The 19,861-nt window shown below is 44.6% G+C and carries 19 protein-coding genes; 15 read left to right on the top strand and 4 right to left on the bottom strand.

Going from position 1 to position 19,861, the window contains the following annotated elements; all coding sequences use genetic code 11:
* The first annotated feature begins 158 nt into the window (after positions 1 to 158).
* The 10 genes from H2O73_RS18320 (at position 159) to H2O73_RS18275 (ending at position 11,129) form a co-directional block, all read left to right on the top strand.
* Positions 159 to 1,985, top strand: coding sequence for a DUF294 nucleotidyltransferase-like domain-containing protein (locus H2O73_RS18320; RefSeq protein WP_182110373.1), 1,827 nt, complete (start codon positions 159 to 161; stop codon positions 1,983 to 1,985).
* Positions 1,986 to 1,997: 12 nt separating this feature from the next.
* Positions 1,998 to 2,630 carry a 3'-5' exonuclease gene (locus tag H2O73_RS18315; protein WP_182110372.1) on the top strand — a complete coding sequence of 211 codons (633 nt, stop codon included), beginning with the start codon at positions 1,998 to 2,000 and terminating at the stop codon, positions 2,628 to 2,630.
* 235 nt (positions 2,631 to 2,865) lie between these two features.
* Positions 2,866 to 4,818 carry an acetate--CoA ligase gene (acs, locus tag H2O73_RS18310; protein WP_182110371.1) on the top strand — a complete coding sequence of 651 codons (1,953 nt, stop codon included), beginning with the start codon at positions 2,866 to 2,868 and terminating at the stop codon, positions 4,816 to 4,818.
* A gap of 292 nt (positions 4,819 to 5,110) precedes the next feature.
* A complete protein-coding gene (gene aroQ / locus H2O73_RS18305; RefSeq protein ID WP_182110370.1) occupies positions 5,111 to 5,560 on the top strand; it encodes a type II 3-dehydroquinate dehydratase in 450 nt (149 codons plus the stop codon).
* A 59-nt stretch (positions 5,561 to 5,619) separates the two neighbouring features.
* Positions 5,620 to 6,084 (top strand): acetyl-CoA carboxylase biotin carboxyl carrier protein, encoded by a 465-nt coding sequence (accB, locus tag H2O73_RS18300; RefSeq protein ID WP_182110369.1) that lies wholly within the window; start codon positions 5,620 to 5,622, stop codon positions 6,082 to 6,084.
* Positions 6,085 to 6,098: 14 nt separating this feature from the next.
* Entirely contained in the window at positions 6,099 to 7,442 is a 1,344-nt protein-coding gene (accC, locus tag H2O73_RS18295) for an acetyl-CoA carboxylase biotin carboxylase subunit (protein ID WP_182110368.1), read from the top strand.
* A gap of 108 nt (positions 7,443 to 7,550) precedes the next feature.
* Positions 7,551 to 8,438 (top strand): 50S ribosomal protein L11 methyltransferase, encoded by an 888-nt coding sequence (prmA, locus tag H2O73_RS18290; protein WP_182110367.1) that lies wholly within the window; start codon positions 7,551 to 7,553, stop codon positions 8,436 to 8,438.
* Between the two features lie 139 nt (positions 8,439 to 8,577).
* Positions 8,578 to 9,546 carry a tRNA dihydrouridine synthase DusB gene (gene dusB, locus H2O73_RS18285; protein WP_182110366.1) on the top strand — a complete coding sequence of 323 codons (969 nt, stop codon included), beginning with the start codon at positions 8,578 to 8,580 and terminating at the stop codon, positions 9,544 to 9,546.
* A 23-nt stretch (positions 9,547 to 9,569) separates the two neighbouring features.
* Complete coding sequence (gene fis, locus H2O73_RS18280) at positions 9,570 to 9,866, top strand: DNA-binding transcriptional regulator Fis (protein ID WP_000462885.1); 297 nt, start codon at positions 9,570 to 9,572, stop codon at positions 9,864 to 9,866.
* A 276-nt stretch (positions 9,867 to 10,142) separates the two neighbouring features.
* Positions 10,143 to 11,129, top strand: a complete 987-nt coding sequence (locus H2O73_RS18275; RefSeq protein ID WP_182110365.1) for a GGDEF domain-containing protein — start codon at positions 10,143 to 10,145, stop codon at positions 11,127 to 11,129.
* 16 nt (positions 11,130 to 11,145) lie between these two features.
* Here the strand turns inward: H2O73_RS18275 and zntR are convergent, their stop codons facing one another.
* The gene (zntR, locus tag H2O73_RS18270; RefSeq protein WP_182110364.1) at positions 11,146 to 11,583 is read right to left on the bottom strand and encodes a Zn(2+)-responsive transcriptional regulator; all 438 of its coding nucleotides are present in this window, start codon (positions 11,581 to 11,583) and stop codon (positions 11,146 to 11,148) included.
* A gap of 261 nt (positions 11,584 to 11,844) precedes the next feature.
* Between zntR and purH the strand changes: the two genes are divergently transcribed.
* Both purH and purD read left to right on the top strand, forming a co-directional pair.
* A complete protein-coding gene (purH, locus tag H2O73_RS18265; protein WP_182110363.1) occupies positions 11,845 to 13,437 on the top strand; it encodes a bifunctional phosphoribosylaminoimidazolecarboxamide formyltransferase/IMP cyclohydrolase in 1,593 nt (530 codons plus the stop codon).
* Positions 13,438 to 13,692: 255 nt separating this feature from the next.
* A complete protein-coding gene (gene purD, locus H2O73_RS18260) occupies positions 13,693 to 14,982 on the top strand; it encodes a phosphoribosylamine--glycine ligase (RefSeq protein ID WP_182110362.1) in 1,290 nt (429 codons plus the stop codon).
* A gap of 40 nt (positions 14,983 to 15,022) precedes the next feature.
* Here purD and H2O73_RS18255 read toward each other — a convergent pair whose 3' ends face one another.
* A complete protein-coding gene (locus H2O73_RS18255) occupies positions 15,023 to 15,718 on the bottom strand; it encodes a DUF1481 domain-containing protein (protein WP_182110361.1) in 696 nt (231 codons plus the stop codon).
* A gap of 48 nt (positions 15,719 to 15,766) precedes the next feature.
* On the bottom strand, positions 15,767 to 16,039 hold the full coding sequence (hupA, locus tag H2O73_RS18250; protein WP_040989200.1) for a nucleoid-associated protein HU-alpha: 273 nt from the start codon (positions 16,037 to 16,039) through the stop codon (positions 15,767 to 15,769).
* 352 nt (positions 16,040 to 16,391) lie between these two features.
* Here hupA and H2O73_RS18245 point away from each other — a divergent pair, with 352 nt between their 5' ends.
* Complete coding sequence (locus H2O73_RS18245) at positions 16,392 to 17,492, top strand: CNNM domain-containing protein (protein ID WP_182110360.1); 1,101 nt, start codon at positions 16,392 to 16,394, stop codon at positions 17,490 to 17,492.
* Positions 17,493 to 17,531: 39 nt separating this feature from the next.
* Here the strand turns inward: H2O73_RS18245 and H2O73_RS18240 are convergent, their stop codons facing one another.
* Positions 17,532 to 18,119: a YjaG family protein gene (locus H2O73_RS18240; protein WP_182110359.1), complete on the bottom strand. Its 588-nt coding sequence runs from the start codon at positions 18,117 to 18,119 to the stop codon at positions 17,532 to 17,534.
* A 72-nt stretch (positions 18,120 to 18,191) separates the two neighbouring features.
* Here H2O73_RS18240 and H2O73_RS18235 point away from each other — a divergent pair, with 72 nt between their 5' ends.
* Positions 18,192 to 19,118, top strand: a complete 927-nt coding sequence (locus tag H2O73_RS18235; RefSeq protein ID WP_182110358.1) for a D-2-hydroxyacid dehydrogenase — start codon at positions 18,192 to 18,194, stop codon at positions 19,116 to 19,118.
* Positions 19,118 to 19,693: a uracil-DNA glycosylase family protein gene (locus H2O73_RS18230; protein ID WP_182110357.1), complete on the top strand. Its 576-nt coding sequence runs from the start codon at positions 19,118 to 19,120 to the stop codon at positions 19,691 to 19,693. The genes H2O73_RS18235 and H2O73_RS18230 overlap by 1 nt, the downstream gene beginning before the upstream one ends.
* Positions 19,694 to 19,861: the final 168 nt, after the last annotated feature.

Below are 19,861 nucleotides of genomic sequence, written 5' to 3'. Positions count from 1 at the left end.
GTATTATCTACTGAGAACTGATGGATAAAAAGGGAACATTGAGATTAAGACTGTTTCCCCTTTGAGATTTCTTCGCTTTGCTTCGACCAAAGTCGTCTGGCGCGGCTAGGTAAATTTGTCACACTTAAGGAGTAGAGAATGACATTCAAAGGTGTGCCATGCCAGATAAATTCAACATGCAGTCTCCCCCATTTGACAGACTTGATGAAGCGCAGCAAAAAACTCTGCGAGCTTCCCTTGATGTCGCCTACTTCCGTGGACGAGATACCATTTTACGTAACGGAGCAGAAAGCAAACATCTGCATATTTTGATCAAAGGGGTGGTCGAAGAACAGTCATCCGATGGCAAAGAAATCTTCGCTCACTATGCCAATGATGACCTATTTGATGTGCGTTCTATTTTTGAAGGTACGGCTCGCCACAACTATGTTGCGCTTGAAGATACGCTTTCATACCTACTTCCCAAAGAAATCTTTCTCGACCTTTACGAACAAAATGGACAATTTGCGGCGTACTTCGACAATAATCTCTCCAAACGTCAAGCATTAATCGAAGCCGCCCAGCAACAGCAAAACTTAGCCGAATTTATTCTGACAAAGGTCGATAGTGACATCTATCATCCACCTCGAGTTTTACAACATGACCAACCATTGGATGAAGTCACACAGTTTCTAAAAACCAATGCCATTGATTCAGCACTGATTGAGTTGAGCCCAGACGATGCACGCCTGCAAGCGGCACCCAATGAATTGCCTTACGGCATTATTACTCGCACCAATATGCTGCATGCTGTGATGCTAGACCGCTTACCTCTGGATACTCAAGTGGGCGATGTCGCCACCTTCCCTGTCATGCATGTGGATGAAGGTGACTTTCTGTTTAACGCCATGATCAACATGACACGTAACAGGATGAAGCGTTTAATGGTGTGCGACGGAAACCAACCCGTTGGCATGCTGGATATGACACAAATCTTAAGCGCCTTCTCAACCCATTCTCACGTATTAACCTTGAGCATTGCGCGTGCCACCAGCGTAGAAGAACTCGCCATTGCCTCCAATAGGCAGCGCCAGTTAGTCGATAGCTTACTCTGTAACGGTATTCGCACCCGATTTATCATGGAGCTGATCTCAGCTGTAAACGAGCAAATCATCGAAAAAGCATTTGAATTAATCGTGCCACCAGCACTGCACGACCATTGTTGTTTGATCGTACTAGGCTCCGAAGGGCGCGGTGAGCAAATCCTTAAAACAGACCAAGATAATGCGCTGATCATTAGAGACGGTTTGGAGTGGGATCAATGCGCTACGGTAATGAATGAGCTAACCCATACTCTACAACAACTTGGCTATCCGCTTTGCCCTGGCAACGTGATGGTCAACAACCCGAAATGGGTTAAAACACAAACCGAATGGAAGAGAACGCTTAAGCAATGGTCAAAAGCCGTCAATGCTGAACAAGTGATGAATCTAGCCATTATGGCAGACGCCCACGCAGTCGCAGGCAATGAAGACTTACTTACACCAGTAAGTGAACACTTACATAAAATCATGTTTAATAACATGCTCACCTTACAAGACTTCTCAAGACCCGCGTTGCAATTCTCTTTGCCACTGACGCTATTTGGTAATGTAAAAAGTGACAAGCAAGGCTTAGATCTCAAAAGCGGCGGTATCTTCCCTGTGGTGCACGGCATTCGAACCTTAGCGCTTGAATATGGTATTGAAGAGAAAAATACCTTTGAGCGTATCGAAGCATTGCGACGTAAAAAGATATTGGAGCCAGAAACGGCAGATAACCTCAATGAAGCATTAAAGCTGTTTTTCAAATTACGTCTTGGTCAGCAACTTTCCAACCAACATAGCCATAACCGCATCGATATTAAACAGTTAGATCGAAGTGAACGGGATCTACTGCGACATAGCCTTCACGTAGTAAAGAAATTCAAGCAATTCCTTGGCTATCATTATCAGATACGAGATTAATGGAGTACGCAGATGAATTGGCTACAAAGACGCTACTGGTACTACAAACTCAAAGGCTCACCGTTTCAGCATTACTTCGGTGCGCTTTCACAAGGTGAGTATGTCTCTCTCGATTGTGAAACCACCAGCTTAGATCCCAAACGAGCAGAGTTGGTGACGATCGCCGCGACAAAGATCATCGACAACCGAATTATTACCAGTAAACCTTTTGAGGTTCGTTTGCGAGCCCCTCAATCACTCGACTCTGGTTCAGTGCGGATACACAAGATCCGCCATAAAGATCTCGAAGACGGCATTGATGAGAAACAAGCACTGCTTAAGCTGCTCAACTTCATCGGCAATCGACCTTTGGTCGGCTATCACATTCGTTATGACAAGAAAATTCTCGATCTTGCCTGTCGAAAACAACTTGGATTCCCACTGCCCAATCCACTGATTGAAGTGAGCCAGATCTATCATGACAAATTAGAGCAGCACCTACCAAATGCTTACTTCGACTTAAGTTTAGACGCGATATGTAAGCATTTAGACTTACCACTACAAGACAAGCACGACGCTCTACAAGATGCCATTTCTGCCGCATTAGTCTTTGTAAGGCTGACCAAAGGGGACTTGCCAAGTCTAAGTATTCCTTATCAGCGCTGATTAACGGATTTATCAACTCTGTACGCTAAACAGCGCTCGCTTTATCACGGCATCAGCTTATTAATCCTAAAGTCTAATTGTGAAAATAGGCGCTGTGATTGACAGTTATAGCATTGCTAGGTTCAAGGTTTTCAGCTTATCAACATAAAACCTGACTAATAAAAGATGAGACTTTAATCGCCTCGACCCTATTTTCGGCGTTTAGAGAATTGCTCAATTCACAAGGAGAGAAGCAATGAGTGAAGCCCACATTTATCCAGTTAAAGACAATATTAAAGCCACTACCCACGCGGATAATGATACCTATCTAGCCATGTACCAGCAGTCAGTGACGGATCCTGAAGGCTTTTGGAGTGAGCACGGTAAAATTGTTGACTGGATCAAGCCATTCACCCAAGTAAAAAGCACCTCATTCGACACTGGACATGTTGATATCCGTTGGTTCGAAGATGGCACGCTCAACGTTTCTGCAAACTGTATTGACCGCCACTTAGCGACCCGCGGTGATGAAGTCGCGATCATTTGGGAAGGTGATGACCCAGCTGATGATAAGACACTAACGTTCAAAGAGTTGCATCACGAAGTTTGTAAATTCTCAAATGCTCTAAAAGAGCAAGGCGTTCATAAAGGTGATGTCGTTTGTCTTTACATGCCGATGGTACCGGAAGCGGCTATTGCAATGCTGGCATGTACCCGCATTGGTGCCGTTCATACCGTTGTCTTTGGTGGTTTTTCACCAGAAGCGCTATCAGGTCGAATTATCGATTCAGATTCAAAAATTGTCGTCACTGCAGATGAAGGTGTGCGCGGTGGTCGAGCGGTACCACTAAAGAAAAATGTTGATGAAGCACTGACCAACCCTGAAGTGAAATCAATTGAAAAAGTGATGGTGTTTAAGCGCACTGGTGGTGACATCGATTGGCATGAGCATCGCGATGTTTGGTGGCATGAAGCAACAGCAAAAGTTTCTGCTGACTGTCCACCAGAAGAGATGAAAGCCGAAGATCCGCTGTTCATTCTTTATACCTCAGGCTCAACAGGCAAACCAAAAGGCGTTCTGCACACCACCGGTGGTTACCTCGTTTATGCCACCATGACCTTCAAATATGTCTTTGACTACCAACCAGGCGAAACCTTCTGGTGTACTGCCGATGTAGGCTGGATTACGGGTCACACTTACCTAATTTACGGTCCGCTGGCGAACGGGGCTAAAACGATTCTATTTGAAGGTGTGCCTAACTACCCGAAAACCAACCGCATGAGCGAAGTGGTTGATAAGCACCAAGTCAATATTCTTTATACCGCGCCAACCGCAATTCGAGCGCTCATGGCGAAAGGTAATGAAGCGGTTGAGGGCACATCACGAACCAGTCTGCGCGTGATGGGCTCGGTCGGTGAACCAATCAACCCAGAAGCATGGGAGTGGTACTACAAAACTATTGGTAACGAAAAATCACCCATTGTGGATACATGGTGGCAAACAGAAACTGGCGGCATTCTTATCGCCCCTCTTCCTGGTGCTGTCGACCTAAAACCAGGCTCCGCAACGCGTCCATTCTTTGGGGTACAGCCTGCTCTAGTCGATAACATGGGCAATATCATCGAAGAAACGGCAGCGGAAGGTAACCTCGTTATCCTTGATTCTTGGCCTGGGCAAATGCGTACCGTCTATGGTGACCATGAGCGTTTCGAGCAAACTTACTTCTCTACCTTCAAAGGTATGTATTTTACCAGTGATGGTGCTCGCCGAGATGAAGATGGCTACTACTGGATCACCGGTCGTGTTGATGACGTACTAAACGTTTCTGGTCACCGTATGGGTACCGCAGAAATCGAATCAGCACTGGTTGCACATGATAAGATTGCTGAAGCGGCAATTGTTGGTATTCCTCATGATATCAAAGGTCAAGCAATCTACGCATACGTCACACTCAACGACGGTGAGTTCCCATCAGCAGAGCTACACAAAGAAGTGAAAGATTGGGTTCGCAAAGAAATTGGACCAATTGCAACACCAGATATCCTACATTGGACCGACTCTCTGCCGAAGACTCGTTCAGGTAAAATCATGCGCCGTATCCTACGTAAAATTGCTACAGGAGATACCAGCAACCTTGGTGATACGTCAACGCTGGCGGATCCAAGCGTCGTTGATAAGCTGATTGCTGAGAAAGCAGAACTGGCTTAACTTCCGTTCAATAATTAATCAGCCGTCACCTAGTGGCGGCTTTTTTATGCGCAAAGCCGACGATTTGTCATTTATTTTACTTTTCAGTACAGCGTTTATGTTATCTCGGTTACATAACGAAAAGGTGAACATGGGAGATTAGACCAGTAAATTGCTGCTAATTGCGCTGAATTAGCTATAATCGTGGACGATTTGAAAAATATCACTCGATTTACACTAAGAAATCGTGCTGATTTATCGTATATTAGGGAACCGACTCGTTTCACTCACGATAAAGGAAGATAGCCACATAATGTCAGCAAAATTACGGATTCTAGTTCTGAATGGCCCAAACCTTAACTTATTAGGGTTAAGAGAGCCGGCGCATTATGGGTCGAAGACACTCGACCAAATTATCGATGCATTGTCACTACAAGCGGCAAGCGCAGACGTTGAGCTTGAGCATCTCCAATCTAATCGTGAGTATGAACTGATTGAAGCGATTCATGCCGCATACAACCAAGTAGATTTTATTATTATAAATCCTGCTGCTTTCACGCATACCAGTGTAGCACTACGTGACGCATTGCTTGGTGTGGCAATCCCTTTTATTGAAGTGCATTTGTCTAATGTACACGCCCGAGAGCCATTTCGCCATCACTCCTACTTGTCTGATAAAGCACAAGGTGTGATCTGCGGTTTAGGCGCACAAGGCTATGAATTTGCATTGTCTGCAGCGATTAAACATCTACAGGCAAAGTAACCAAACACTCTGCAACCTCGACGGGTTGTCTTACTCACAAGATAAAAGAGAAAGTAAACATGGATATCCGTAAAATTAAAAAGCTGATTGAATTAGTAGAAGAGTCTGGCATCGCTGAGCTAGAGATTTCTGAGGGTGAAGAATCGGTACGCATTAGTCGTCACGGCGCAGCTCCAATGCACGCTGCACCAATTCACTATGCAGCAGCACCTGCACCAGTCGCAGCTCCTGTAGCAGCACCAGCAGTTGCCGTTGCAGCAGAAGTTGAAGCAGCTCCAGCAACACCTGCTGGTCACCAAGTTCTTTCTCCAATGGTTGGTACTTTCTACCGTTCTCCAAGTCCAGAATCAAAATCATTCATCGAAGTTGGTCAAAGCGTTAAAGCGGGTGAAACGCTATGTATCGTAGAAGCGATGAAAATGATGAACCAAATTGAAGCAGACAAATCAGGCGTTGTTACGGCAATCCTAGTTGAAGACGGTCAACCAGTAGAATTCGACCAGCCACTTGTTGTAATCGAATAATCGAGGCTGAAGCTATGCTAGATAAATTAGTCATCGCGAACCGAGGTGAAATTGCACTTCGTATTCTTCGCGCATGTAAAGAGCTCGGCATCAAAACCGTAGCGGTACACTCAACAGCTGACCGCGATCTTAAACACGTATTACTTGCAGATGAGTCGATCTGTATTGGTCCTGCGCGCGGTATTGATAGCTACCTAAACATCCCTCGTATCATTTCAGCAGCAGAAGTAACTGGTGCGGTGGCAATCCACCCAGGTTACGGCTTCTTGTCTGAAAATGCGGATTTTGCAGAACAAGTTGAACGCAGCGGCTTCATCTTTGTTGGACCTAAAGCTGAAACCATTCGCATGATGGGTGACAAAGTGTCAGCAATCAATGCAATGAAAAAAGCAGGCGTACCTTGTGTACCAGGTTCTGACGGTCCTCTTGATAACGACGACGTTAAAAACAAAGCTCACGCAAAACGTATTGGTTACCCAGTCATCATCAAAGCCTCTGGCGGCGGCGGTGGTCGTGGTATGCGTGTCGTGCGCTCTGAAGCAGACCTAGTTCAAGCTATCGCAATGACTCGTGCTGAAGCAAAAGCAGCCTTCAACAACGATGTGGTTTACATGGAAAAATTCCTAGAAAACCCACGTCACGTAGAAGTGCAAGTTATCGCTGATGGTCAAGGCGGCGCAATCCACCTAGGTGAACGTGACTGCTCTATGCAGCGTCGTCACCAGAAAGTGGTGGAAGAAGCTCCAGCTCCTGGTATTACTGAAGAAATGCGTAAGTTCATCGGTGAACGTTGTACTCGTGCGTGTATTGAAATTGGTTATCGTGGCGCAGGTACTTTCGAGTTCCTATATGAAAATGGCGAGTTCTACTTCATTGAAATGAACACCCGTATTCAGGTTGAGCACCCAGTGACTGAAATGGTAACAGGCGTTGACCTAATCAAAGAGCAACTGCGTGTTGCTGCTGGTCAGCCTCTATCGTTCACGCAAGATGACATCAAGATTCGCGGTCATGCGATCGAATGCCGTATCAACGCAGAAGATCCGGAGCGTTTCCTACCATCACCAGGTAAGATTGAACGCTTCCATTCGCCAGGCGGCATGGGCGTGCGTTGGGAATCTCACATCTATGCGGGTTACACAGTGCCACCTCACTACGATTCGATGATCGGTAAACTGATCACATACGGTGAAAACCGTGATGTAGCCATCGCTCGTATGAAAAATGCTCTGGGTGAGATGATCATTGAGGGTATCAAAACCAACATCCCTCTACAGATGTCTATTATGAACGACGAGAATTTCCAGCATGGTGGTGCGAATATCCACTATCTAGAGAAGAAACTTGGTCTGCAATAATTCACTCGCTTAATCGAGTAAAATGCCCACATTGCGTGGGCATTTCTATTTCTGGCTGCTACACTCTGCGCCATTATTCTGATTCACCCACGTTAAGAGTAGATACTCATGCCTTGGATTCAAATCAAACTCAATGCGACCAAAGACAACGCTGAAATGGTCAGCGATATGCTTATGGAAGAGACCGGCGCGCTGTCAGTAACCTTCTTAGATGCGAAAGATACGCCTATCTTCGAACCTCTACCAGGCGAAACTCGCTTATGGGGTGATATCGATATCCTCGCTCTGTATGATGCCGAAGCTGACACCAATTTTATCATCAGCCAAATCCAAGCAAGCGGTATGCTAGCGGAAGGTTTTGCATACAAAGTAGAGCAACTAGAAGATAAAGACTGGGAACGTGAGTGGATGGACAACTTCCACCCGATGAAGTTTGGTGAACGCCTATGGATCTGCCCAAGCTGGCGTGATATTCCTGAGCCAGACGCAGTCAACGTAATGCTTGACCCTGGTCTTGCATTTGGTACGGGTACCCACCCAACCACAGCGCTGTGTCTAGAATGGCTAGAAAGTATCGATCTTTCTGGTAAAACCGTCATCGACTTTGGCTGCGGCTCTGGCATTCTTGCGATCGCGGCGATCAAACTTGGTGCGGAAAAAGTTATCGGGATCGACATTGATCCTCAAGCGCTATTGGCTTCTAAAGACAACGCAGAGCGTAATGGCGTTGCCGACCAGCTCAATGTATACCTGCCACAAGATCAGCCTGAGAACATGATTGCAGACGTTGTGGTTGCCAATATTCTGGCCGCTCCACTACGCGAACTCTCACCAATCATTAAAGGTCTGGTTAAGCCAAATGGCCTACTAGCGATGTCTGGTGTACTTGACACTCAAGCAGAAGATGTTGCCAACTATTACCGTGATGAGCTTCACATCGATCCGATAAAAGCCCAAACAGAATGGTGTCGCATCTCTGGTCGCAAGCAAGGCTAGGTAAGGTTTTTAGCGCTAATTGACTGAAATTCATACAAATTAACAAAACAATTTGTAAATGCTCAAATATTAGTCTTTTCACGCAGTGAAAAAATGCGTAAAATGCGCGCCCTTGCTGGTACAGAACTGTGAAGACGTTTTGAAAATAGGTAATCATCAACTCAAGAACAAACTAATCGTCGCCCCTATGGCGGGTGTAACGGATAGACCTTTTCGTGAGTTGTGTCTCCGCTATGGTGCGGGTATGGCTGTCAGTGAAATGATGTCCTCCAATCCAAAGCTTTGGAAGACAGCTAAATCAAAACAACGCATGGTACACGAAGGCGAATCGGGCATTCGCTCAGTACAGATCGCAGGATCTGATCCCCAGCTAATGGCTGAAGCAGCCCAGTTTAGTGTTGAAAACGGTGCGCAAATCATCGATATCAATATGGGTTGCCCAGCTAAAAAAGTGAATAAGAAGCTAGCCGGTTCTGCACTACTTAAGTATCCAGACATTATTGAAGATGTTCTGAAAGCGGTAGTAGGTGCAGTCAATGTCCCTGTGACATTAAAAACTCGCACTGGCTGGGACCCAGAAAATAAAAACTGTGTCCATATCGCTAAATTAGCCGAAGACTGCGGCATACAAGCTTTAGCTCTACACGGGCGTACCAAAACTTGTATGTACAAAGGTGAGGCAGAATACGACAGCATTAAGGCGGTAAAACAAGCCATCTCAATCCCGGTTATTGCTAACGGTGATATCGATAGCCCTGAGAAGGCGAAATTTGTACTGGATTATACCGGTGCAGACGCTCTGATGATTGGACGCCCTGCCCAAGGTCGTCCTTGGATTTTCCAGGAAATCCTACACTATTTGGAAAACGGCACCGAAATGCCACAACTTCCAATTGCGGAAGTGAAAGGCATTATGCTTGGTCATGTGAACGCTCTACATGATTTTTATGGAGAGTATTTAGGTCCTCGTATCGCGCGCAAGCACGTAGGTTGGTACCTAAAAGAACATGAGCAGGCTAACGAGTTTCGCCGTACCTTCAACGCCATCGATGTTGCTGTAGAGCAACTTGAAGCGTTAGAAGGTTATTTTGATAACGTTGCACCATAATTACGAGAAGAGCTAGACCGAATATGTTCGAACAAAATCTAACTTCAGAAGCATTAACAGTAACGACAGTTACTTCACAAGATCAAATCACGCAAAAGCCACTACGTGATTCTGTTAAAGCATCTCTTAAAAACTATCTTGCTCAATTAAACGGTCAGGAAGTTACAGAACTATACGAGTTAGTTCTAGCTGAAGTTGAACAGCCACTACTAGACACCATCATGCAATACACTCGCGGTAACCAGACTCGCGCAGCAACGATGATGGGCATCAACCGCGGTACTCTTCGTAAGAAACTGAAAAAATACGGCATGAACTAATTTCGATTAGTTGATCAATAATTTAAGAGGTCATGCTAGCAATAGCATGACCTTTTTTCTTGCTAGCATTAATCATACGATTTTGATCAGAACGCCTCAAAGAAAATACCTTTCCACAGCACTTCAAACCTCATTCACTATATGCGCACAAACGCATCAAGTCAGTTAACAATCCCTGTAAAAATAATTAGTTAAAGTGTGAGTAAAGTAAATTGTCTTCTCAAATTATTACGATAGAATGAGAGTTTTCCATTTTTATTAGATTTAAGGCATTCTATGTTTAACAGTCGAGAGCAGTGGTTAGATTTCATTCTAAACGCCTTGCCCGATCATGTCTTTATTTTGGATAAGAATGGTCTATACGTTGACAGTTATGGTGGTCAGTACAACTCCGAAAATTTCGATGCGAAAAGCTACATTGGTCTTTCTTTAGATCAGGTACTTTCTCCAGCCAAAGCTGCGGAACTGCAAGCTTGTATTGATCAAGTCATTGAGCAACGAGAGACGTTGGTGGTGAGGTACAGTTTAAAGCTGCAAGATCATTTACTTCTCTCACTCGAAGAATTGCACAATGCCGACATACCAGAAGAAAGCTGGTTTGAAGCCATTATCAATTATATTGCGCCAATCAATGACGATTCACATAAAGTGATGTGGTCAGTGCGTAACGTCACTCAAACCCACCTTCTTGAGAAAAAACTTAAGAAGCTGTCTGAAACCGATGAGTTGACGGGCGTATTAAACCGCCGAGCATTTCTGCTAGAACTAGAACAAGCTTTTAGCTCCCTACCAGATAAAAACGAGCATTTGGTTTGCTTAATGATCGATATTGACCACTTTAAAGAGATCAATGATATGGTCGGCCACCTATCGGGGGATGAAGTAATAAAGCAAGTTGCTAGTATTTGCCAAAAGCAGATCCGCAATAGTGATCACATTGGTCGATTAGGCGGGGAAGAGTTTGGGGTGGTATTGAGTAACACTAATGCGATTCAAGCATTTGATGTTGCCGAGCGAATCCGTTTATCAATTCGTTCTACTGTGTGTCCAGTCGATGGCCATGACATTTACCCTACGGTGAGTATTGGTATTGCGGAGTTCAATCAGCAAGTCGATTCCGTTAAAGCACTACTGATCAATGCTGATACTGCGATGTACTACTCGAAGCGAATGGGGCGTGATCAAGTGACAATTTATCACGACACTCTACCCGATCTCAAAATCCACTCAGCAGCCAAAACGCGCATTCTCAAAGCGTCTTAATTAATGACCACCAGCATCATTTATGATGGTGACTACAAGATTTAGCGACGTCTTCACTCGCTAATGCGCCTAATATTGAACAGTGGCTAGCATCGTCTTCAATTTCACCACAGCAAGCATCATTGATTTTTTTCAGAGCACTTCGGATGCGGGTCAACTCTTCAATCTTGTCATCAATAACTTTTAGCTTTGCCGTGGTAATAGCTTTAACTTCGGCACAACTATGCTCTGTTGCTTCTAATTTTATCTCTAACAGCTCTTTTATCTCGTCCAAACTCAAGCCCAGATCTTTGGCTCTTAAGATAAATGCCACCTGCTTTTGATTTTCTGCACTGTAAAGGCGATAACCTGAATCACTTCTGCCTGCTGGTTTAATTAATGCATTTTTCTCATAAAATCTAAGCGTATCAGCCGTTACACCACAGCGCTTGGCTAACTCTCCTATCTGAAACATAACTTCTCCTATTAACTGTCTCGTTACTTTAAAACGAGAAAATGGCGCAAAACATAATTATTTTTGCGATGCCAAACGATTGCGCGAGCTTTTTTGTAATAATTTAGTTAGAATGTGCGCCATCAAATTCAGAGCGCTTTAAGCTCTTTGACATGGCAAAAGGTCTTTACCAAAACTGGCCAATATTCTACCTCATGAAGTAGAAACAAGTTCATTTTTGGCAAACATCTTTTAATTCGTGAATTTGAGGAAAATGGAAGCATGAATAACGCTCGCCCTATTCGCCGTGCGCTTATCAGCGTATCAGACAAAACCGGTATTGTTGAGTTTGCTCGAGCTCTAGTGGAGCACGGGGTCGACATTCTGTCTACTGGTGGTACAGCACGCCTGCTGGCTGAACAAGGTATCTCAGTAACCGAAGTATCAGATTACACTGGTTTCCCTGAAATGATGGACGGTCGCGTTAAGACCCTACATCCAAAAGTTCACGGTGGCGTACTTGGGCGTCGCGGTCAAGATGATGGTGTGATGGAAAAACACGGCATCAACCCTATCGATATGGTTGTAGTAAACCTTTACCCATTCGCCGAAACGGTCGCAAAAGAAGGCTGCACACTGGCTGATGCGGTAGAGAACATTGATATCGGTGGTCCGACTATGGTTCGCTCTGCGGCGAAAAACCACAAAGATGTCACTATCGTTGTAAACGCATCTGACTACAACCGCGTTATTACCGAAATGGATCACAACGAAAGATCACTCACGCTTGAGACTCGCTTTGATCTCGCGATTGCTGCATTTGAGCACACAGCAGCTTACGATGGCATGATCGCTAACTACTTCGGCACTATGGTTCCTTCTTACGGTGAGAACAAAGAAGGGGATGAAGAGAGCCAATTCCCACGTACTTTCAACCAGCAGTTTATCAAAAAGCAAGACATGCGCTACGGTGAAAACAGCCACCAAGATGCCGCTTTCTATGTGGAAGAAAATCCTCAAGAAGCTTCTGTCTCCACTGCTCGTCAAATCCAAGGCAAAGCCCTTTCTTACAACAACATTGCTGATACCGATGCCGCTTTAGAATGTGTCAAAGAGTTCAATGAACCTGCATGTGTGATCGTTAAGCACGCCAACCCATGTGGTGTGGCTCTAGGTAAAGATATTCTTGAGGCATACAACCGCGCGTATCAAACAGACCCAACTTCGGCATTTGGTGGCATCATTGCTTTCAACCAAGAACTTGATGCAGAAACTGCAACAGCGATTGTAGAGCGCCAATTCGTTGAGGTGATCATTGCACCTTCAGTTTCAGCAGAGGCGGTAGACATTGTCGCTGCGAAGAAAAACGTGCGCCTACTTGAGTGTGGCGAGTGGTCAACGAAAACCACTGGTTTTGATGTCAAACGCGTTAACGGTGGTCTGCTAGTTCAAGACCGTGACCAAGGCATGGTCACTCTAGATGATTTGAAAGTTGTCTCTAAACGCCAACCAACCGATGAAGAACTAAAGGATGCACTGTTCTGCTGGAAGGTAGCTAAATACGTCAAATCAAACGCGATTGTCTACGCTAAGGGCGATATGACTATCGGTGTCGGCGCCGGTCAAATGAGCCGTGTTTACTCAGCGAAAATTGCGGGTATTAAAGCAGCAGATGAAGGCTTAGAAGTGGCTGGAAGCGTAATGGCTTCCGATGCTTTCTTCCCATTCCGTGATGGTATTGATGCGGCGGCAGAAGCGGGCATTAAATGTGTCATCCAACCGGGTGGTTCGATGCGTGATGACGAAGTTATCGCAGCAGCCGATGAACATGGTATGGCGATGATCTTTACTGGCATGCGTCACTTCCGCCACTAATCCCACTCTTCGTATTGAGCGCTGTGGCTGCGTTAACGGCACTGATTTAAAGAGAACTCAACATATCTCACCTGAGATGTTGGGAAATACATCGAACAATGTGATTAAGTTTTGGTAAGAACTTAAGACAGAATTTTTCATTTTAGAGCAAAGCCATATTGTTAAAATCAAGGAGAGTTCGCGGAGTTTATAAATATAAATGAGCAAACTCGACACTGAGATTAGCAATATGGCGCAGCTATCAAAGGATAAAAAATGAAGGTATTAATTATTGGCTCTGGCGGTCGTGAACATGCACTGGGTTGGAAAGTCGCGCAAAACCCAAACATTGAAACTATTTTCGTTGCCCCGGGTAATGCTGGAACAGCACTTGAACCGAAACTAGAGAATGTCGCTATCGATGTAGAAAACATTGAGGCTCTGGTTGCGTTCGCAAAAGAAAAAGCGATTGAGCTAACAATTGTTGGTCCTGAAGCACCTTTAGTTATCGGTGTGGTTGACGCATTCCAAGCGGCTGGTCTACCTATCTTTGGTCCTACTCAATCGGCTGCGCAACTTGAAGGCTCTAAGGCGTTCACCAAAGATTTCTTAGCGCGTCATCAAATCCCAAGCGGTGCTTATGCCAACTTTACTGACGTTGAGCTGGCACTCGCTTACGTGCGTGAGCAAGGCGCTCCTATCGTCGTTAAAGCCGATGGCCTTGCCGCTGGTAAAGGCGTTATTGTCGCGATGACACTGCAAGAAGCCGAGGATGCGATTAAAGACATGCTGGCAGGCAATGCGTTTGGTGACGCTGGTAGCCGTGTTGTGATTGAAGAGTTCCTAGAAGGTGAAGAAGCAAGCTTCATCGTTATGGTTGATGGCGAGAACGTATTGCCTATGGCAACAAGCCAAGATCATAAACGTGTTGGTGATAAAGACACGGGTCCAAACACGGGAGGTATGGGTGCCTATTCACCTGCTCCTGTGGTTACTGCAGAAATCCATGACCGCATTATGCAAGAAGTTATCTACCCAACCGTTCGCGGTATGGCATCAGAAGGTAACCCTTATACTGGTTTCTTGTATGCTGGCTTAATGATCGATAAAGATGGCACACCAAAAGTGATCGAATACAACTGCCGCTTTGGTGACCCTGAAACACAACCAATTATGATGCGCATGCAATCAGATATGGTTGAACTGTGCTTAGCCGCAATTGATAAAAAGCTAGATCAAGTGGAATCAAAATGGGACCCACGCGCTTCGATTGGCGTCGTTCTAGCAGCAGGTGGCTACCCTGCTGATTACCACAAAGGTGATGTAATATCAGGGCTACCTCAAGTGGAAATCGAAGGTGAGAAAGTTTTCCATGCGGGCACAGATAATGACTCTGGTGACATCGTTACCAATGGTGGACGAGTATTGTGTGCAACGGCCCTTGGGAATACCGTTTCTGAGGCGCAGAAGCGTGCTTACGAGCTTGCTAAACAAATTAGCTGGAATGGTATGTTCTATCGCAATGATATCGGTTACAGAGCGATTGAGCGCGAAAACAAGGCTTAACTCTATTATCAACGTTAAAGGCGCTCTTAGAGCGCCTTTTTTATTCTTCTAGCATTTTCGGTCGTTCAATACAGGCTTGGCTGTCATCCGTTAGCATCAATAGATCGTCAACTATCAAACTGTTTCCACTTTTGTTGCCAACAAAAGCGATATAGCTGTCGATACCAGCTAATCGGTTAACCATAAAACTCGGTAGGTTTTGATTAAATTCCAGCTTTTCAAATTCTTCACCAGTACAGGTTTCAAATTCTTTACCATCCCAGTAACCCTGAATTAAACCTAAACCCGCCTTATCTTGCGCTTTGGTTTTTTCAGCCACATTAACAGCCTCATTCTTAAGCTGTTCCAACATCGCAGGCTTTAATGGCAGAATTTTACCACCTAGACGGTACTGCTGATAAACAGCCTCACCCTGCTGGTTAAAACGCACATGAATCTTGTACGGAACCAAACCATTAGCTGTTTTTAATTGCTCACCTTCACGAATCAGCTCTCGAACATTGCCCTCTTCCCAGCGGTAATTACTTTTATACCACCCATAATCGCCTGCAATGACATAGTCAGCCGCACTGAGTGGAACAGTAAGTCGGTCAGTAAACCAATACAAACTCGTCGCATCACCCATACTCTGACCACCAGAGTGTTGAAGCGTTGTTTCAAGTGTTGAATTAGAAATATCGGCAGAGCAGCCGAAAAGGAAAGAGATGATTAGTGAAGGAAGGAGAATTTTTTTCATAGTTTCAAGCAAACGCCAAGATCAACACTGACCTTGGCGTAAATTAAATTATTTCACTGCGTCTTTAAGTGCTTTACCAGCAACGAAAGCAGGAACATTAGCCGCTGCGATTTGGATCTCAGCACCAGTCTTAGGGTTACGACCAGTACGTGCAGCGCGGTGGTTCACTTTAAATGTACCAAAACCAATTAGTTGAACTTGGTCACCCTCTTTAAGTGCGCCAGTCACGCCTTCAAGAGTTGCTTCAAGAGCAGCTTTAGCTTGTGCTTTTGATAGGTCTGCTTTTTCAGCGATAAAGTCGATTAATTGGGTCTTGTTCATTAGGTTTCCCTTCTCATTATGTTATCGAATTCAACTCACTCTAAAACATAAATGCCCCATCTGGCAAAGGTTTGTAAGCATTCTTTGGCTTCATCGCCTTACTTTTAACCATAATATGAGTAATAACTCACAAATTGTTACTAGCTGAACCATAATCAATACTTGTTTTTCAACCAATTTAACCTTATTTATAACCCGTTCAAGTTACGCGAAGCCTGATATTACGGGGCTTGAACGACTAAATAATACACACACCAATAATGCCCAGGCATAATGAACTTGCTTTCGTTTTGAACAGTGATAGCATTTCGCAGCAAAATTAGGTCGTGGTTATAACTATCATAGGAACAATATGTTGCTGTTAACTATATACGTCAGTGTCGCAATTGGCGTATCTTTTGTCTGTTCAGTTTTAGAAGCGGTCTTACTTAGTATCAGCCCTAGTTATATCGCTCAAATGCGCCATCAAGGGCACCCTGCAGCGGATAAACTTGCGGCTCTAAAGAAAGATATAGACCGTCCATTAGCCTCCATTCTGACATTAAACACCATTGCTCATACCATTGGTGCAGCGACTGCAGGTGCGCAAGCGGCTGTGGTATTTGGTAGTGAATGGCTAGGTGTATTCTCAGGCGTACTAACCTTAGCAATTCTCGTACTGTCAGAAATTGTACCTAAGACGATTGGTGCAACATACTGGCGTCAACTTGCGCCATTCTCTGCCACCACCCTACGTTGGATGGTTTGGCTGCTCACGCCATTTGTATGGTTCTCAGAGCAAATCACCAAGCGCCTAGCTCGTGGTCATGAAGCTCCAAAAATGCGTGATGAGCTATCTGCAATGGCATTACTCGCAAAAGAAAGTGGAGAGTTTGCTGAAGGCGAATCAAAAATTCTAAGTAACTTACTTGGCATTCAAGATGTTCCAGTGACTCAAGTAATGACACCGCGTCCTGTTGTATTCCGTGTTGATGCAGAGATGACGATCAAAGAGTTCTTAACAGAACACCGTGATACTCCATTCTCTCGTCCATTGGTCTACAGCCAAACCAACGATAATATCGTCGGATTTGTGCATCGCTTAGAGCTATTCAAACTTAAACACTCGGGTAGCGGCGAGAAGCAACTTGGAGCGGTAATGCGTCCTGTGCATGTTATTTTGAATAACATGCCATTACCTAAAGCATTCGATCAGATGCTCTCTAAACGCCTGCAATTGGCGCTTGTCGTTGACGAATATGGCACAGTTCAAGGCTTGCTAACCTTAGAAGACATTTTTGAGCACCTTATTGGTGAAGAGATTGTCGACGAAGCTGATAGCACTACAGACATGCAAGAACTCGCATTCGAACGCTGGGAAAAGTGGAAAAAACAGCACGGCGTAATTGAAAGCCGTGATGACGATGAAGAAGATGACAACGAATCTGACTCGGGTAATAAAGACAAGTCATAAAAAACAAAAGGGAGCGTAAGCTCCCTTTTTTAATGCGTTTTAAAGAGCAATACCAATATTGCTTACGCCTTCCTCTTTGAGCTCAATTCGAAGATCTTTAATCAATTCAATATCGCGTTCTTCAGCATCTTTCAAAGGACGGAAAATAGCCCACTGAACGTCCCACTCAGCACATACAGCTTCGTTATCCTTTTGGTTTTCATCAGTAATCTCGACGTCTGTCTGCACTTCTTCTAGTTGTGCAACCGTCATTACTGACTGCTGACTTACTTTTTGCATACTTTCAAAAAGATCATCACGATCAAGCAACCCATGAATAAGCGTCGACAAAGCAACGCATGCGTCAATCGCTGGGTAAACACCGTAGAAGTCGAAATCTTCAGAGCTTGGGATAATTTCTTCCAGCTTCTCAAGTTGACGATCGAAGTTAACCTTCGCAGTCTTGACGGTTAGTTGTTCCCAGATACTATCGAGAATGTCACGATAAGTACGAGCTGAAGCAAACTGAGTGTTTTCACAAAACATCGCGTAGTTTGGATACATACGCTCACACAGACAAGCCATGAAAGTTATCTGTTTCCAAGGTTCTAACTTCTCAAGACGAAGCTGAAGTGGGTTTCTTAGCATATTGGCTCAATTGGTTGCAGAAAAATACAGCGGCAGTTTACTTGATAACCAGCAGGGAAAAAAGCAAAGCCTATGAACATTTTTACGAAAAAACTCTATATCTTAACTGAGCAAAACGAAATCTATCAAAAGCTGATTGAATCCTTAGCGCTGCCAAACTTACAACTGACTGACAATAAACAACACGCCGACTTAGTTTTAGCTTCTCCACCGCTATTGGCTTCACAGCTAGATGATTTTGAAAACTTACAATGGGTTCAATCTGTTTACGCAGGCATCGATGCCTTAATGAAAGATAGCTTACGTCGAGACTATCAGCTAACGAATGTGAAAGGGATTTTTGGTCAGCAAATCGCAGAGTACGTTTTTGGTTTCGCAATAAAACACTATCGGCACTTTGAACAATACAAAGCGCAGCAGAAAGAACAGCATTGGAATCCTTATCAATACAAAACACTCGACACGAAAACAATCACCATCGTAGGGACAGGGACAATAGGTGAACACTTAGCTAAGGTATCAACGGCTTTCGGTGTCAGAGCGATTGGAGTCAACACCAGAGGGATCCCTACACCAGGCTCTCCATTCAACGAGATTTACCATATTGATGAGTTAAGCAGTGCGATTGAAAAATCAGACATTGTCGTCAGTACACTACCAAATACTGCCAACACAATCGGCATATTTAACCGACAAGTTTTATCTGCAGGAAATGGATTTCTGATGTTTAACGTTGGTAGGGGGAACAGTATTGTACAAGATGACCTGATTTCTGCGTTAGATAATGGTTTTATAGAGCATGCTTTTCTTGATGTTTTTGAGCAGGAACCCTTAGAGCCGTCTCACCCTTACTGGGAGCACCCAAAGATCACGATAACCCCTCACATCGCAGCACTGAGTTTCCCTGAGCAAGTTGTCGACATCTTTGCTCGACATTACAAGCATTGGGAACAAGGCTATACACTTCAGGACTGCATTGACTTTGATAAAGGCTACTAATGCTCACAAACGTACTAACACAAATACGCCAATGTCACTTGTGCGAACCAGAACTGCCGTTCGGTGCAAATCCAGTCATACAAGCTCATCAAGATGCCCGTATCCTTATTATCGGGCAAGCACCCGGTCTTAGGGTGCACGAGACAACCGTTCCTTGGAATGACCCTAGTGGAGAACGACTGCGCTCATGGCTACAAATCGATAACGAGGTTTTCTATGACGCGACTAAAATAGCCATTATGCCAATGGGGCTCTGTTATCCAGGCAAAGCAAGCAGTGGCGATCTTCCACCAAGAAAAGAGTGTGCGCCACAATGGCATCAAAAAGTCATTGATCTGCTTCCTAGAATAGAACTCACTCTGCTGATCGGTCAGTATGCCCAGAATTATTACTTACCAAACAAACCGAAAAATCTCACTGATACCGTCAAAGCATGGCAACAATGGGCTCCTCAATATATCCCTCTACCACATCCATCACCGCGCAATACTCTTTGGCTAAAACGTAATCCTTGGTTTGAAGAAAACGTCGTGCCATACATTCGACAACATGTACATTCATACTTAATGGAATGAGGTAGGAGTAAATTAGCGAGTTACACAAACGGGAGTCTCTCAATGGCTTTCTTAGAATAAAACGCGAGTAGCGGGTTTTATTTGAGGACAAAGTAATTTCTTTCAGATGTGAAAAAGCCCTGCTATTTCTAGCAGGGCTTTTCAATAAGTGGCGGAGTGGACGGGACT

It is taken from the genome of Vibrio marinisediminis (assembly GCF_014050145.1).
GTDB classification, from domain to species: Bacteria; Pseudomonadota; Gammaproteobacteria; order Enterobacterales; family Vibrionaceae; genus Vibrio; species Vibrio marinisediminis.
This window is presented reverse-complemented; position numbering and strand designations above follow the sequence as displayed.

Coding starts and splice junctions, on each gene's coding strand:
- H2O73_RS18320 (WP_182110373.1), top strand. CDS start 159: ATGCCAGATAAATTCAACATGCAGTCTCCCCCATTTGACAGACTTGAT.
- H2O73_RS18315 (WP_182110372.1), top strand. CDS start 1,998: ATGAATTGGCTACAAAGACGCTACTGGTACTACAAACTCAAAGGCTCA.
- acs (WP_182110371.1), top strand. CDS start 2,866: ATGAGTGAAGCCCACATTTATCCAGTTAAAGACAATATTAAAGCCACT.
- aroQ (WP_182110370.1), top strand. CDS start 5,111: ATGTCAGCAAAATTACGGATTCTAGTTCTGAATGGCCCAAACCTTAAC.
- accB (WP_182110369.1), top strand. CDS start 5,620: ATGGATATCCGTAAAATTAAAAAGCTGATTGAATTAGTAGAAGAGTCT.
- accC (WP_182110368.1), top strand. CDS start 6,099: ATGCTAGATAAATTAGTCATCGCGAACCGAGGTGAAATTGCACTTCGT.
- prmA (WP_182110367.1), top strand. CDS start 7,551: ATGCCTTGGATTCAAATCAAACTCAATGCGACCAAAGACAACGCTGAA.
- fis (WP_000462885.1), top strand. CDS start 9,570: ATGTTCGAACAAAATCTAACTTCAGAAGCATTAACAGTAACGACAGTT.
- H2O73_RS18275 (WP_182110365.1), top strand. CDS start 10,143: ATGTTTAACAGTCGAGAGCAGTGGTTAGATTTCATTCTAAACGCCTTG.
- zntR (WP_182110364.1), bottom strand. CDS start 11,583: ATGTTTCAGATAGGAGAGTTAGCCAAGCGCTGTGGTGTAACGGCTGAT.
- purH (WP_182110363.1), top strand. CDS start 11,845: ATGAATAACGCTCGCCCTATTCGCCGTGCGCTTATCAGCGTATCAGAC.
- purD (WP_182110362.1), top strand. CDS start 13,693: ATGAAGGTATTAATTATTGGCTCTGGCGGTCGTGAACATGCACTGGGT.
- H2O73_RS18255 (WP_182110361.1), bottom strand. CDS start 15,718: ATGAAAAAAATTCTCCTTCCTTCACTAATCATCTCTTTCCTTTTCGGC.
- hupA (WP_040989200.1), bottom strand. CDS start 16,039: ATGAACAAGACCCAATTAATCGACTTTATCGCTGAAAAAGCAGACCTA.
- H2O73_RS18245 (WP_182110360.1), top strand. CDS start 16,392: ATGTTGCTGTTAACTATATACGTCAGTGTCGCAATTGGCGTATCTTTT.
- H2O73_RS18240 (WP_182110359.1), bottom strand. CDS start 18,119: ATGCTAAGAAACCCACTTCAGCTTCGTCTTGAGAAGTTAGAACCTTGG.
- H2O73_RS18235 (WP_182110358.1), top strand. CDS start 18,192: ATGAACATTTTTACGAAAAAACTCTATATCTTAACTGAGCAAAACGAA.
- H2O73_RS18230 (WP_182110357.1), top strand. CDS start 19,118: ATGCTCACAAACGTACTAACACAAATACGCCAATGTCACTTGTGCGAA.